Source organism: Cohnella terricola, from assembly GCF_007786475.1.
Taxonomy (GTDB): Bacteria; Bacillota; Bacilli; order Paenibacillales; family Paenibacillaceae; genus Cohnella; species Cohnella terricola.
This window is the reverse complement of record NZ_VNJJ01000018.1, coordinates 31,396-46,150: the sequence shown is the minus strand read 5'-3', so window position 1 is coordinate 46,150 and position 14,755 is coordinate 31,396. Positions and strand designations below refer to the sequence as shown.

General features: G+C 55.4%; 13 protein-coding genes and 1 riboswitch. Of the genes, 11 read left to right on the top strand and 2 right to left on the bottom strand.

Going from position 1 to position 14,755, the window contains the following annotated elements; genetic code table 11:
* Positions 1 to 39: 39 nt before the first annotated feature.
* From FPZ45_RS21940 to FPZ45_RS21930, 3 genes are all read left to right on the top strand, one after another.
* Positions 40 to 1,230 carry an acetylornithine transaminase gene (locus FPZ45_RS21940; protein WP_144706544.1) on the top strand — a complete coding sequence of 397 codons (1,191 nt, stop codon included), beginning with the start codon at positions 40 to 42 and terminating at the stop codon, positions 1,228 to 1,230.
* A gap of 21 nt (positions 1,231 to 1,251) precedes the next feature.
* Positions 1,252 to 2,211 (top strand): ornithine carbamoyltransferase, encoded by a 960-nt coding sequence (gene argF / locus FPZ45_RS21935; RefSeq protein ID WP_246120542.1) that lies wholly within the window; start codon positions 1,252 to 1,254, stop codon positions 2,209 to 2,211.
* Positions 2,212 to 2,484: 273 nt separating this feature from the next.
* Positions 2,485 to 3,723, top strand: coding sequence for an argininosuccinate synthase (locus tag FPZ45_RS21930; RefSeq protein WP_144706542.1), 1,239 nt, complete (start codon positions 2,485 to 2,487; stop codon positions 3,721 to 3,723).
* A 152-nt stretch (positions 3,724 to 3,875) separates the two neighbouring features.
* On the opposite strand, the gene FPZ45_RS21925 is transcribed toward FPZ45_RS21930, so the two are convergent.
* On the bottom strand, positions 3,876 to 4,253 hold the full coding sequence (locus tag FPZ45_RS21925) for a hypothetical protein (protein ID WP_144706540.1): 378 nt from the start codon (positions 4,251 to 4,253) through the stop codon (positions 3,876 to 3,878).
* Positions 4,254 to 4,366: 113 nt separating this feature from the next.
* On the opposite strand from FPZ45_RS21925, the gene argH reads away from it, so the two are divergent.
* The 3 genes from argH (at position 4,367) to FPZ45_RS21910 (ending at position 6,674) form a co-directional block, all read left to right on the top strand.
* Entirely contained in the window at positions 4,367 to 5,782 is a 1,416-nt protein-coding gene (gene argH, locus FPZ45_RS21920) for an argininosuccinate lyase (protein ID WP_144706538.1), read from the top strand.
* A gap of 158 nt (positions 5,783 to 5,940) precedes the next feature.
* Positions 5,941 to 6,279 carry an AbrB/MazE/SpoVT family DNA-binding domain-containing protein gene (locus FPZ45_RS21915; RefSeq protein ID WP_144706536.1) on the top strand — a complete coding sequence of 113 codons (339 nt, stop codon included), beginning with the start codon at positions 5,941 to 5,943 and terminating at the stop codon, positions 6,277 to 6,279.
* Positions 6,276 to 6,674, top strand: a complete 399-nt coding sequence (locus FPZ45_RS21910) for a type II toxin-antitoxin system PemK/MazF family toxin (RefSeq protein ID WP_144706534.1) — start codon at positions 6,276 to 6,278, stop codon at positions 6,672 to 6,674. Before FPZ45_RS21915 ends, FPZ45_RS21910 begins: the two co-directional genes overlap by 4 nt.
* A gap of 116 nt (positions 6,675 to 6,790) precedes the next feature.
* Here the strand turns inward: FPZ45_RS21910 and FPZ45_RS21905 are convergent, their stop codons facing one another.
* Positions 6,791 to 8,257 carry a VanW family protein gene (locus FPZ45_RS21905; protein WP_186438511.1) on the bottom strand — a complete coding sequence of 489 codons (1,467 nt, stop codon included), beginning with the start codon at positions 8,255 to 8,257 and terminating at the stop codon, positions 6,791 to 6,793.
* 247 nt (positions 8,258 to 8,504) lie between these two features.
* Here FPZ45_RS21905 and ftsE point away from each other — a divergent pair, with 247 nt between their 5' ends.
* The 5 genes from ftsE to FPZ45_RS21880 all read left to right on the top strand — a co-directional run bounded on the left by ftsE (position 8,505) and on the right by FPZ45_RS21880 (position 14,489).
* Positions 8,505 to 9,191, top strand: a complete 687-nt coding sequence (gene ftsE, locus FPZ45_RS21900) for a cell division ATP-binding protein FtsE (protein ID WP_144706530.1) — start codon at positions 8,505 to 8,507, stop codon at positions 9,189 to 9,191.
* Positions 9,181 to 10,098, top strand: coding sequence for a permease-like cell division protein FtsX (gene ftsX, locus FPZ45_RS21895; RefSeq protein ID WP_144706528.1), 918 nt, complete (start codon positions 9,181 to 9,183; stop codon positions 10,096 to 10,098). The genes ftsE and ftsX overlap by 11 nt, the downstream gene beginning before the upstream one ends.
* Before the next feature lie 53 nt (positions 10,099 to 10,151).
* Complete coding sequence (locus FPZ45_RS21890; RefSeq protein ID WP_144706526.1) at positions 10,152 to 11,321, top strand: murein hydrolase activator EnvC family protein; 1,170 nt, start codon at positions 10,152 to 10,154, stop codon at positions 11,319 to 11,321.
* A gap of 148 nt (positions 11,322 to 11,469) precedes the next feature.
* Positions 11,470 to 12,951, top strand: a complete 1,482-nt coding sequence (locus FPZ45_RS21885) for a S41 family peptidase (RefSeq protein WP_144706523.1) — start codon at positions 11,470 to 11,472, stop codon at positions 12,949 to 12,951.
* 131 nt (positions 12,952 to 13,082) lie between these two features.
* Entirely contained in the window at positions 13,083 to 14,489 is a 1,407-nt protein-coding gene (locus FPZ45_RS21880) for a PDZ domain-containing protein (RefSeq protein ID WP_144706522.1), read from the top strand.
* A 46-nt stretch (positions 14,490 to 14,535) separates the two neighbouring features.
* Positions 14,536 to 14,646: riboswitch (guanidine-I (ykkC/yxkD leader) on the top strand.
* Positions 14,647 to 14,755 lie beyond the last annotated feature (109 nt).

Genomic DNA, 14,755 nt, shown 5'->3' with positions numbered 1-14,755 from the left:
TAAAGGCAACCCGAATCGGTGATAAAAGGAGAGAGCGATATGAGTGAAAGCGCAATGTTCTCGACGTATGCGAGATATCCCATCACTTTGGTGAAGGGGAAAGGAAGCCGCTTATGGGACGATCAGGGGAAAGAATACCTGGATTTCATGACCGGCTTAGCGGTAACGAGCCTCGGCCATGCGCCTGATGCGGTCAAAGACGCGCTGGTGCAGCAGCTTGATCAGCTATGGCACGTATCTAACCTGTTCAGCAATCCGAACCAGGAGAAAGCGGCGAGACTGCTCGTCGACAACAGCTGCGCCGATGCGGTATTCTTCTGCAACAGCGGCGCGGAAGCGAACGAAGCGGCGATCAAGCTCGCGCGCCGGTATCATCAGAAGGTCAAAGGCAACGACCGTTACGAGATTATTACGTTTAATCAATCTTTCCACGGACGTACGCTGGCGACTTTGACGGCGACCGGCCAGGACAAAGTGAAGGAAGGCTTCCTTCCGTTGCCGGAAGGTTTCCGCCATGTGCCGCTGCATGATTTGGCAGCGCTGGAAGCCGCGGTGAACGATAAGACGGCTGCGATTATGCTCGAACTCGTGCAAGCCGAAGGCGGCGTCATCCCCGTCGATCCGGATTTCTTGCGGGGAGTTCGCGCGCTGTGCGACCGCGAAGGTATTTTGCTGATTCTGGACGAAGTGCAGACCGGCATGGGACGCACAGGCAAGCTGTTCGCGTATCAGCATTACGATGTAGAGCCCGACGTATTCACGCTTGCCAAAGGGATCGGCAGCGGCTTTCCGGTCGGGGCAATGCTAGGCAAAGCGCACCTCAAGCCCGCATTCGTGCCTGGCGCGCACGCCACGACGTTCGGCGGCACGCCAATCGCGATGGCGGCCGTCGCGGCGACAATCGAGACGATGCTCAAAGAGAACGTCGTTGAACGCGCGGCGGAAGCTTCCGAATACCTGATCGGACAACTGGAGGAGAAGCTTGGCGACTTGCCTAACGTCGACCAAGTGCGGGGCAAAGGCCTGCTGATCGGCATTCTCTGCAACGAGCCGGCCTCGGAAGCGATCGCCGAGCTGCATAAGCGGGGATTGCTCGTCGTGCCTGCCGGCCCGAACGTCATCCGGTTGCTCCCGAACCTGCTCGTTACCCATGAAGAGATCGACACGGCGGTCGGACTGATCGCATCGGTGCTCTCCGAAAAAGCGGCGGCGAAGTCCGTCAGCCCTTAAATATAAAGGAGGTTGTTGCGCTTGACTACGGCAGCAAACCTGGAACAGATTGCAGCGCAATTGAAAGGCCGCGATTTTCTCGGCTTGGTCGATTATACTCCGGAGGAAATCCGGTACTTGCTCGACCTCGCCATCGAGATTAAACGCAAGCAGAAAGCCGGGGAAGTCTATCAGCCGCTGAAAGGCAAATCCCTCGGCATGATTTTCGAGAAATCGTCCACTCGTACGCGCGTTTCCTTCGAGGTTGGGATGTACCAGCTCGGCGGCCAGGCTTTGTTCCTGAGCCGCAACGATATTCAGATGGGTCGCGGGGAAACGATCCTCGACACGGCGCAAGTCATGTCCCGTTATCTGGACGGCATGATCCTTCGCACGTTCGGCCATCGCAACGTCGTGGAACTGGCTCGCGGAGCGACCATTCCCGTCATTAACGCCTTGAGCGACCAATCCCATCCGTGCCAGGCGCTTGCCGATTACCAGACGGTGCTGGAGCACAAAGGGAAATTGGAAGGCCTTAAGGTCGCCTACATAGGCGACGGCAACAACGTGCTCCATTCCTTGATGATGGGAGCGGCTAAGCTCGGCATGCGCTTTGCCAGCGCTTCTCCGGAAGGCTACGATCCGGATGAGAAATCCGTGAAGTCGTCCAAGGAAGCGGCGGCGGAGACCGGCGGCAGCGTCGAGATCCTTCGCGATCCTCGCGAGGCGATCGAAGGCGCGGACGTCGTCTACACGGACGTATGGGCGAGCATGGGCTTCGAGGAAGAGCAGAAGGAACGCGAGAAAGCGTTCAAGAACTATCAAATCAACGAGGAACTCGTTAAATACGCGAACTCGGACTATCTGTTCATGCACTGCTTGCCGGCTCACCGCGGCGAGGAAGTGACCGAAGGCGTCATCGATGGCAAAAACTCGGTCATTTTCGACGAAGCCGAGAATCGCCTGCACGCGCAGAAAGCGATTATGGCCGCGCTTATGTAAAGCAGGTCGACGATCCAGCGGGATTAGTTGCATAAAGAGCAATTAATTCCGGGAAAAACCGTCGCTTCGAAGACTTAGTTGCATTTTCTACACTTAATTGTTGCGTTTTCCCTCTCGGGTAGTGAAAAGAAGGAAATTAGTTGCACAAAATACAACTAATTCGCGGATCGCACGTTTGGCTCGGTAATTAGTTGCACGAAATGCAACTAATGCGGTTCCTGAACGAGAGGGATACCGACTGATATTTTTCAATAAAAGGAGCTTCAAATTCCCATGGCAAAAAACAAAATCGTGTTGGCCTACTCCGGCGGCCTCGACACCTCGGTCATCCTGACGTGGCTGAAAGAAACGTACGATGCGGAGATCATCACCTTCACCGCCGACATCGGCCAGAAGGACGAACTGGACGGCCTCGAGGAGAAAGCGCTCAAGACCGGCGCGTCCAAAGTATACATCGACGACCTTCGCGCCGAGTTCGCGAAAGACTTCATCTTCCCGATGTTCCAAGCGGGCGCTCTTTACGAAGGGCAATACTTGCTTGGCACGAGCATCGCGCGTCCGCTGATCGCCAAGCGCATGGTCGAGATCGCGATTGCGGAAGGCGCAACGGCGATCGCGCACGGCGCGACCGGCAAAGGCAACGACCAAGTTCGCTTCGAGCTGACAGCGGCTGCCCTTGCCCCGAATATCCAAGTAATCGCGCCTTGGCGCGACGAAGCGTTCCGCGCCGCGTTCCCTGGACGCGCCGAGATGATCGCTTACGCAGAGAAGCATGGCATCCCGGTTCAGGCTTCGGCCGCCAAGCCGTACTCCACGGACCGCAACCTGCTTCACATCAGCTTCGAGAGCGGCATGCTCGAGGACCCTTGGTTCGATCCGAGCGCTCCGGAAGTTGAAGAAATGTACGTACTCAGCGTTTCCCCGGAGAGAGCTCCGGATCAAGCCGAGTACATCGAGCTCGACTTCGAAGCTGGCAATTGCGTCGCCATCAACGGCGAACGTCTGAGTCCGCTCGAAGTGATGGACCAGCTGAACGAAGTCGGCGGCAAGCACGGCATCGGCCGCGTCGACATGGTGGAGAACCGCTTCGTCGGCATGAAGAGCCGCGGCGTGTACGAAACCCCAGGCGGAAGCATCCTGTTCGCCGCTCACCGCAAGATCGAGTCCTTGACCATGGATCGCGATGTCATGCATCTTCGCGATTCCTTGATCTCTAAATATAGCTCTCTCGTGTACAATGGTTTCTGGTTCGCGCCGGAACGTCTCGCTATTCAAGCTCTCGTGAACGAGAGCCAGAACAACGTGACGGGCACCGTTCGTCTCAAGCTGTATAAGGGCAACATTATCGCCGCCGGACTCAAGAGCCCGGTCAGCCTCTACAACCCGCACATCGCGACGATGGAGGCCGATCCTACGCAAGCGTACGATCAAGGCGACGCTACCGGCTTTATCCGCCTGAACGCTCTGCGCCTGAAAGTTTCTTCGGGCGTCAACGGAGCTTCCGGCATTTAATTGATAAAGTGCAAAAGGGAGAACCGGGCGCGAAGCCTGCCGAACCATCCCTCGCCGAGCGAGGCTATGACGGGAGGCACCTTCGCCGCACGGCGCTCCCCTTTTGCCGTTTTGCGGGGGCTAACGATGGGCGGTCTGCGATACGTCACGAGTTACCCCGACAGTGGGCCAGAAACGCCGGTGTAACGGTCTCCGAGACCGTTACAGGTCGATGGAACGGGCGAATAGCCGGCGTAACGGTCTGCGATACCGTTAGAGGTCGACGGAACGGGCAATTGGCCGGTGTAACGGTCTGCGAGACCGTAAGAGGTCAGTGGACTCGGTAAATTGCCGGTGTAACGGTCTGCGAGACCGTTAGAGGTCGATGGAACGGGCGAATAGCCGGTGTAACGGTCTGCGAGACCGTAAGAGGTCGATGGAACGGGCAATTGGCCGGTGTAACGGTCTGCGAGACCGTAAGAGGTCGATGGAACGGGCAAATTGCCGGTGTAACGGTCTGCGAGACCGTTAGAGGTCAGTGGAACCGACAAATGGCTGGCGTACCGGTCTGCGAGACCGTTATTTTCTCCCGGTTACGCCGTTTGGCTCTTGGAGATAGATGCGTATTGTGAGAAGCAGGGACTAAGAGAGGGGTATGCGGAAAATGAGCAAGCTTTGGGGCGGCCGTTTCACGAAACAAACGGACCAGCTGGTTGAAGAATATACGGCGTCGATCACGTTCGATAAGGAACTGGCCGAGGAGGATATCCAAGGCAGCCTGGCGCACGTGACGATGCTCGGCAAATGCGGCATCCTCCCGGCGGAAGACGTAGAGACGATCAAGGCAGGCCTGCTGAAGGTCCGCGAGAAAATCCGCAGCGGGGCGCAGGAGTTCCTGATCTCCGATGAAGATATCCACATGAACATCGAGAAAGCGCTGATCGAGGAGATCGGTCCTGTAGGCGGTAAGCTGCACACGGGCCGCAGTCGCAACGACCAAGTGGCAACGGACATGCATCTGTATCTGCGCAAGCGCGTCGTCGAGTTCGTGGAGATGCTGCGCAAGCTGCAAGCGGCGCTGATCGGACAAGCGAAGACGAACCTGGACACGATCGTGCCCGGTTATACGCACCTTCAGCGGGCGCAGCCGATTCTGTTCGCGCATCACCTCATGGCGTATGTGTCCATGTTCGGCCGCGACATCGAGCGCTTGCAGGACAGCTACAAGCGCATCGACGCGCTGCCGCTCGGCGCGGGCGCTCTGGCCGGCACGACATTCGCGATCGATCGCCATTTCACCGCCGAGCAGCTCGGCTTCGGGCGCGTCTACGAGAACAGCCTCGACGCCGTCAGCGACCGCGACTTCATCGTCGAGTTCCTAAGCGGCGCGTCGCTCATCATGACGCATTTGTCTCGTCTGAGCGAAGAGCTGATCCTCTGGTCGAGTACCGAATTTCAGTTCGTGGAGCTTGACGACGCCTTCTGCACAGGCTCAAGCATTATGCCGCAGAAGAAAAACCCGGACGTTCCGGAGCTCGTACGTGGCAAAACCGGCCGCGTCTATGGCAATCTTGTCGGCTTGCTGACCGTCCTCAAGTCGCTGCCGCTCGCTTACAACAAAGACATGCAGGAAGACAAGGAAGGCATGTTCGATACAGTCAAGACGTTGCAAGGCGCGCTCCAACTGTTCGCTTCGATGATCGAGACGATGAAAGTGCGCAAGGACAAGATGCGCCGCGCCGTCGACCAGGATTTCTCCAATGCGACGGACATCGCCGACTTCCTCGTTGGCAAAGGCTTGCCTTTCCGCCAAGCGCACGAAGTCATCGGCAAAACGGTGCTGTACTGCATCCAACAGAACAAGTTCCTGCTCGATCTGACGTTGGAAGAGTTCAAGCAGTTTTCCGACTTGTTCGACGACCGGATTTACGCCGTACTGCAGCCGGAAGCGGTCGTTAACGCCCGCAATGTCTATGGCGGAACGGCGACGACGCAAGTGGAAGGCGCGATCTCCCGCGCGGAAGCGGAGCTTTCGCATACGGCCCAGTGGGTCGAGGAGTACGAGAAGAAGAGCCGATAATTTCGAGATTCGGCCGTGAAGCACACGCCGCTTGTTTTCCTTAAACGAGGAAACGGGCGGCGTTTGTTTTGACGCGGTCTTTTTTTGTCACGCGAAGCTTAGAAATTGACTATAGTGTATATACTCATGTATATACACTATAGTCAAGGTGGGGTACAATGGAGCCAAGAGAAATAAAACCATCTAACAAGGGCGTGGAACAAATGACGGTACTCGATGCACCAATAGGACGGGGAACGTTGGGAAAATGGGGAAACAGTGTCGGTATTCGCATCCCTTCGGAAGTTTTAAAGGTGGCGCATCTTGCCGAAGGAACGACCCTTGACTTCTATCTCTCAACGGATGGAGCGATCGTGCTGCGTCCGAAGCGGGAATCCGGCCTATCGGAGCAGGAGCGCCTAAGAGCCTTATATTTGGAATTAGCGGCTCAAGTAACTCCGGATATGGAGGGCCATGAAGAAGACTGGGAGCCTATGGGGGATGAAATTTTCGAATGAGTGTCCAAGGTGAAGTGGTGCGAGGCTCGATCGTCTGGCTTAAGCTGCTGCCCAAGGTCGGGAATGAGCAGGCTGGATATCGGGCTGCAATCGTTCTTTCGGATGGATTTATTCGGTCGTTCTCGAGTTCTAAGCTCGCATTTATCATTCCCATTACAACGAAAGTGAAAAATACCCCGTTCGAGGTTCCGGCTCCAACCGGCGTCGATGCGATTTCTCTCGATGGCCAACTGGCCGATCGCCCGGAAATCTCCGTTCTGGAAGGCGTTGCGCTCCCGGATCACGCCAAATCGGTTGATCTCCACGCGAGGAATGCTATCGTCATCGGTCGTGCTGATCCAGGGTCGACATTCTATATTCGAGTTTCGGATTACGTAAAAGCGATTCTCGCTTGATGCGGGCTGAATTGATATCGAATATATTCGGATTTCCAGGTTTGGGATTACTCAAGGTTCGGGCCGCCTTTCGGGCGGCCCGTTTTATCATTATTTTCGGCGCTGCCGGAGTTCCCTCACACCGGCTCTACAATCTCTCCGCCCTCCATGGGAGGCTGGGGCTGTTTGCCCTCTCCGGCCCCCGGCATAGGCTTCTTCCCGCTTTCCGGAACCAACCTCGGATCGTCCTGATGGACGGCAATGAGTGTGTCTTGAGCACGGTACGTGTCCTTGGACAGCTTCTTGCGTTCAACGACCTTGCCGTCGATCATTTTCACCAGAAACGATTCCACCAAGTAACCGTTCGAGCCTTGTTGAAGCAATTGCTGCCGGCCGAGCGCTATGCCTTCTCCGGCGACGTAAACCGTCTTCGGAGGGATGACTTTCAGCTCCTCCGTTTCCGTTCGGTAAGAGATGCGCTCATCCATCGTTCCGAACAGTTTTACCGTGATCGTCTTATCCTCGACCGTCGTGCGAATCAGCAATTGTTTACCCGTCGAGTTCCGGAACTTGAAGTTCACGAACCCGTCCGCGAACGTCGCGTCGAGCCCGCGCGGCAAGTAACTGACCGGCAGAGAATGGTTGCGCCGTTCGACAATCTCAAGACCAGTCAGCAGCGCGGCGTTGTACAGCGTGCTGGATACTTGGCAGATGCCCCCTCCGATGCCTGGGGTCAGCTTTCCTTTCAGGATGACGGGGGCTTCCATGTAGCCGTATTCCTTCTCCGCTTTGGCGACAATTTTCCCGTACTCGAACACTTCGCCGGGCATCAGCAGCGTATCGTTAAGAGCCATCGCGGCGACAGCGACGTTGTGGGAGCGACCTTGGCCGCTTGTCGCGAAGGAGGTCGTAAACTCGATCAGCTTGCGATCCAGACCGTCCGCTTTCAGCGAAGCGACCGTAATCTTCGGCAGAGTTTCGTCTATGGAGGCTTTAACCAAACGAACACCGCTTTCCGTGTCCGTCAATAAAGTCGGACCAAGCCGCCGAATATCCTCGATCGCAGAAGCGAGTTCGATTCGCTTGCCCATTTTCTCGGTCGTATAGACGACGATATCCCGATCGTCGATCTTTCGAGAGGCGTTCTCTCCGCTTTCCTTGATCAGGTCCCCCCAAGCTTCTTCCGCGACGAGATGAAGTTTTAGTTCATCCCAGCGCGCGACCACGTCATACGACTCGCCCTTGGTCCCGTAGTACCGCAATTTGGCCCGTTCCCACCAAGAGTAGTCCCGATGCCGTTCGATCGCCTTTATCGCGTCGACTGCGTCGATCTGGAATCCCAGCTCTTTTAGAGTCTTCGCCGGTATTTCGACCGTCGTCCCCAAATTGGCCGGATCGATGCCGACCCGGGTCGATTCCAACTCGTTCACCTTCGTTCTAACCTTCTCGATAGCCTCATCCGGAGTCATACCCCCGACATTTAATCCGCCGACTCGGAATCCGTCCGGCAGCGCCTCGTCGTTACCATAGCTCATCGCGGCTCCCAAGCCGGCGCCAAACAGAAGAAAAACAACGACAATGACGATGATCCCCAACTTTTTCACGTTCCAAACACACCCCGATCCCGCCATTCTGTTTTCTTACAAATGTTACTAAAAGGTTATACAACAATTCCCGAGTTTCGTTCTTCTCAAAAATTAAAAAATTCTAAAGTTTTCCGTAATTCCAAGCCGGGCAAAGGATTTCAGACTCGTGTCGACAGATTTTCCCTCGAAAGCGATCGACAAAGAGAGGATTATCAGGCATGATGTCGAAGTATCTTAAGTCTGAATCTTAACAGGAAGTGATACCGTGATTGAAATGCATGACATATGGAAGACCTACGCTGACGGCACGACGGCGCTTCAAGGGGTTAACCTTGTCATCGACCGCAACGAATTCGTGTACGTCGTAGGACCTTCCGGAGCGGGTAAATCCACGTTCATGAAATTGATTTACCGGGAAGAAGTTCCGACCAAAGGCCAAATATCCGTCAACGGGTTTAATATAGGCAAGCTGAAGCACCGCAAAATTCCGTTCGTTAGACGCAACATCGGCGTTATTTTTCAGGATTACAGGCTGCTCCCCAAGCTGACCGCTTTCGAGAACGTGGCGTTCGCCATGGAAGTCATCGAGACGCCCCGGCGCCTGATCCGCAAACGCACGATGGAAGTGCTCGAACTTGTCGGGCTTAAGCATAAAGCGGGAAGCCTGCCTGCCCAGCTGTCCGGCGGCGAACAACAGCGGATAGCGATCGCTCGCGCGATCGTCAACAATCCCTCGGTTATCGTGGCCGATGAACCGACGGGGAACTTGGACCCGGAGACTTCCTGGGGCATTATGAACCTGTTGGAAGAGATCAATTTTCGCGGCACGACAATCGTCATGGCCACCCACAACAAAGAGATCGTGAACACGATGCGCAAGCGCGTCATCGCCATCGAGAACGGAAGCATTGTTCGCGATCAGCAGAGAGGGGAATATGGCTATGAGATTTAGCACCATTGTCCGCCATATTCGCGAAGGCTTTAAGAACGTCGGCCGCAACGGCTGGATGACATTCGCATCCATGAGCTCCATCTCGGTTTCCTTATTCATTCTAGGAATTTTTATGCTGCTCGCCCTTAACGTCAACAAGCTTGCCGATCAATTGGACAACCAGGTTCAGATTAATGTCTATCTCCAAGTCGATACGCAGACTCAGAAAGCGGAAGAGATCGAACGGTTGATCAAGCGGATTCCGGAAGTCAAATCCGTCACCTACATACCTAAAGCCGAAGGCTTGCAACGGTTCCGCGAGAGCATGGGAGAAGAAGGCAAGGAAGCGCTCGACGGCTATGACAAGGAGAACAATCCCCTCCCCGATGCTTTCGAAGTCGAAGCTTTCGATCCGCAGAAGATCGGTTACATAGCCAAACAGATCGAAGCGCTCAACCTGACTGACCCGGACAAGTCGATTTCCAAGGTTAAATACGGCAAGGACACGATCGAGAAGCTATTCAGCATCACGAACGCGGTCCGCAATATCGGTCTCGTAATCGTGCTCGGGCTGGCCGTCATGGCGATGTTCCTGATCTCGACGACAATCAAGATGACGATCATCGCGCGCCGCCGCGAGATCTCGATCATGAAGCTGGTCGGCGCTACGAATAGTTTTATCCGTTGGCCGTTTTTTATCGAAGGAGCAATTATCGGATTTTTTGGTTCATTGATCAGCGCGACGATATTGCTGGTCGGATATTCGCAGTTGGTACATACCACAAGCGCAACGATCGGGTTATACATGATTCAATTCGCGACTGTAGACGAAGTAACGGGAATGGTTGGCGGATCGGTTATGATCTTAGGTACGCTTTTGGGCATTTTCGGCAGTACGATTTCGGTTCGCCGGTATTTGCGGGTATAACGACAAGACACCGATATCCGGGAGCGGCGTGCCGTTCTCGAAGGAGGCTTATTGTGAAGAAGAAATTGTTGCTTCTGGTTGCGATGCTGATCGTCGTAGGAATGGTGGCGAAACCTTACGACGGACAAGCCCTGTCCGAGCTTGAGAAAATCGAGCAAAATCTGAAAAAAGTCAGAAAGGACATGGAGAAGGCGGCTAGCAATCAGAAACATGCCGAGAATAAAGTTAATGAATTGACGGGCAGACAGCAGTCGACCAAAGCGGATATCGAGACGCTGCTTGCACGCATCGAGACGGTTCAGAAGCGGCTTCAGAACACTCAAGTGAAGATCGCCGAGGCGGAAGAGCAGCTGTTCCTGACGGGCCAAGAGCTTGAAGATGCCATCAAACAGCGTGACAATCGCGACGAACTGATGGCTTCGCGGGTCCGGATGGCCTATACGGCTGGACCGGTATCGTTCCTGGATGTCTTGCTCAACTCGGCAAGCTTCTCCGATTTCCTGAGCCGGTTCGACGCGGTAGAATCGATCGCCGCCCAAGACCGTAACATTCTGGACGAGAAGAAAAAATATGCCGACAATGTCGCGGACTTGAAGCAGCAAAGCGAACAGGAGCTTGCCGACATCAAGTTGCTGTATGAAGAAATGGCAAGCCATAAGGCGACTTTGGAGAAAGAAGAAAGCGATAAAGAAGTGCTTATCTCCAAGCTGACCAAAGAGATCGAAGAAATGGAAGAGATCAGCGAGGAATCCGAGAAGCAACTGACGGAGCTCGCGAAGCAAGCCTCGGCATTAGAGGCCCAGAAAAACCGGATCAAAACGTATTATAAAGGCGGCAAGCTCGGCATGCCGTTAAAATCGGAATACCGTTTGTCCTCTCCGTTCGGTTACCGGATTCACCCGATTACCGGCTCGAAGAAGCTTCATACGGGCTTGGACATGGCCGCTCCGAAGGGAACGCCGATCTATGCGGCCGAGACGGGCGTCGTCACGGTTGCCCAATCCTGGAGCGGGTACGGCAACTGCGTCATTATCGATCATGGCGGCGGGTTGTGGACGCTGTACGGGCATATGAGCCAAATATTGGTCGAGAAGGGCCAGACCGTCAAGCGGGGCGAAAAAATCGGATTGGTCGGCTCGACCGGGCAATCGACGGGTAACCATCTGCATTTCGAAGTTCGTAAAAACGCCGAACCGGTCGATCCCGCGCCTTATTTGAAGTAATCCCGCGAGCAGCAGCCGATCTCCGACGAGCGTGTCGGGCGACGGCTGTTTTGCGTATAGCGCCGGAGCTCATCTTGTAAAAAGAGGATTTTTAGACTAAGCTTGTCATAAACTAATTATTATGGATAAATTCGGGGAGTTGGGGTACGTGTTATTCCGAGGTCGCACCGTCGCGGCTATGATGGTGCTGACGGCTGTTGCCGCCTGCGTTGCGACTTATGCATTGTTCGAATTTCCGGAATGGAAATTCGTGAGTTCCGGCGCAAAGGCGAGCGAAACTTCTCCCAGTGGGTCCGAGGGGCTTAGCCAGGACGAACTGTATAAATTAAATAAAACGTTGTCGCTTATCGAAAGGCGATATGCGCTGCCAATGGAACGGGAGCAGCTTATTGACGGCGCGATTCAGGGAATGGTGGAGTCGCTTCATGATCCTTACTCCGTCTATAAGCCGGAAGAGGAAGCGGAGAAGTTCAGCGACGCCCTCCATGGAGCGTTCACCGGAATCGGAGCAGAACTCCGAATCGAGAATGGCTCGGTCATCGTCGAATCCCCGATCCGCGGAACTCCCGCAGAGAGAGCGGGGCTGAAGCCGCTGGATGTGCTGTTGTCGATCAACGGCGAAAGCTTGAATGGCCTGACGCTAAGCGAGGCCGTATCCAAGATTCGGGGTCCTAAGGGGACGAAGGTCAAGCTGAAAGTGCAGCGAAGGGGAGTTGCGACCCCTCTCGACCTGGAGCTTGTCCGGGATCGGATCAATCCGGAAACGGTAGATTCCGGAATGGCGGCGAGCGGAGTCGGTTATCTTTCCATATATCAATTTACCGACGAGACGGCCGCTCAGGTGAAAAACGAGCTCGAGGAACTGGAGGCTCAAGGCTTAAAGGCGCTTGTCGTCGATGTACGGGATAATCCGGGCGGGTTTCTGCAATCAGTGGTTGAGGTGGCTGACCAATTGCTGGAGAAGGGTAAACCGATCGTTCAATCCGAATACAGAGACGGTACTCGCAAGGTCGATGTCGCCGCGCACGGAGCGAAAGGCAATAAGCCATACCCGATAGTCGTGCTCATGAACAAAGGCAGCGCCAGCGCAGCGGAAATTCTGGCGGGCGCGTTAAAGCAATCCGCGGGAGCGGTGCTGATCGGAGAGACGACTTATGGCAAAGGAACCGTTCAGGTCCCCTTTAACGGAGAACTGGGTGATCGCAGTATACTCAAGCTGACCGTCTACAAGTGGCTCCTTCCCGACGGAACGTGGATCAACGAGAAGGGGATCGATCCGGACGTTCGGGTCAAGCAACCGACTTATTTTCAGGCATGGAGATTGCCCCGGGATAACGTGTTGAAATACGATACCACGGGAGAACCTGTCGAGAATCTTCAGAACATCCTTCTGGGAGCCGGTTTTCCCCCGGATCGGAAGGACGGCTATTTCAGCGAAGGAACGAAGAAGGCGGTTGAGAGCTTCCAAAAGAGCGAATCACTGCCGGTTACCGGAGAAGTCGACGAAGAGACGGCACAGCGGTTGGAAGAAAAGCTATACGCCAAAATCCAGGATCGTAGCTACGATGCCCAGTGGCAGGCGGCGATCTCCAAAGCCGGGGAGCTGCTTAACATGTCGAAGCGCCCCTAACAGAACATCGGCGATACAGACGGGCGGAGAAGGAATTCCCTGCCCGCCGTCGAATAGTAAGGAGGTTGGCCTTAGGTCAACTTCCTTTTTTCTCGTAAAGGCTGACTTGGATGACGAAAGGGGAGCGGCCGGTGGATCCTCTGTTGGACGTATTGCGGGAAGTGGGGCAAGCCGCGCTCGGCTTGCTGACCCTCCCGTATTTCTATATCGCGGTTGCAATCGCGTGGTGGCATGCCCGCCATGCGGTTACGCTGCAACGCAAGCTGTACCATGTTCGATTGTATGGAACGTTATATTTGACGTTAATGAGAATCGCCGCGGGCGTTGCCGTCGGCGCGGTATTATCCGTCGCCGGATTGGGAGTCGGAGCGGAGTTGAATTCGGAAACGTTGATGTTCTTGTGGGTCGCGACGGGGATACTGGCTTTATTCCGATTGAGATATATGTGTTTGGCCTACGCGGCGGGAGCCTTAGGCGTATTGCAGGCGCTGTTCGAGTGGACCGAGATCACACCGGGGGAAGGCGCGATCGCGGATGCGTTCAGAACGCTGTCGGCGATCGATGTGCCCGGGCTGCTTTTCATGGCGGGTTTGCTGCATATCGCGGAAGGCTTCTTGGTCAGGCTGCAAGGCAAACAGCTTGCGATTCCCCTGTTCCTCTTGGGCAAGAGGGGAAAACCGATGGGCGCTTACGCGTTCTCCGGAGTATGGCCGATTCCGCTGTTATGGATGATACCGGCGTCCGGCGGAGGTTTCGCGTTGCCGTGGGCGCCATTGTTCGGCGGAGATACGAGCGTGTGGAGCTTGCTCGCCTTTCCGGTATTGATCGGCTTCAGCGACCGAACGAAGGCGTATTGGCCGGAAGAGAAAACCAGATCTTCGGGTAACTTGCTGATGTTGTACGGGGTCGTTATCGCGGCCCTTGCGGCGGGTGCCGAATGGTGGCCGCAGCTTACGATCGTCGCGTCCGCGGGGGCATTCGTCCTGCATGAAGCGCTTGGCTGGCTCGGCCGCATGAAGGAGAGCGGTAAAGATCCCCTTTATGCGCAGGATGGCAAAGGCGTCAGGCTGCTCGCGGTACTGCCGGGTACCCCGGCGGCCGAACTCGGTCTTCATGCCGGGGAACTGATCAAGAAAGTGAATGGAGTCGCCGTCCGTACCAAAGAGGAGCTTCATGCCGCATTGCAGCTTCAATCCGCTTTCTGCAAGCTGGAAGTCGTCAATCGCGAAGGTCACGCTAAATTCCTGCAGCGCGCCAGATACGAAGGAGAGCATTATCAGCTCGGACTCATTCTCGCGCCGGACGAAGACGTTGAGTTTGTGGCCGCGTCCCGTTCCGCATCGATCTGGCAAGTACTAAGGGGAAGGGCGCGCAGGCAGAAGAATTCTCCGACGATGAAAATGCAGGCCCGCAAGGAAGCGGAGCAAGCCGCCGCCGAGCTTGCGGCCGCGGAAGAAACGGCGAAGCTGGCAGCGGAGGCGGAGAAACCCTCGGAGGATGAGGGGTTGCCGCCGCGCGGCGCCGGAGCCAGAAAATAAGGATTGACATCAAGCCTATACTAAAGTATTTTGGAATGAATCATCAGATTAGGGTCCCTAGGGTTCCACGGTTGCAGGATGGCGCCGGTTCGGTCCAAGAGGGAGCTCATCTTCTCGCGTGAGAAGATGGACACGGAGGGATAAAAGCCCGGGAGTATCGATGAGGTACGCGACGAATTCGGATCGTTGCGGCGGCCTTGCGATGCGCTCGGGCTTTTTGCTGCGCAACGGCTCCTGTCGAGGAATCCGGTTCGTTCGCGGGGACA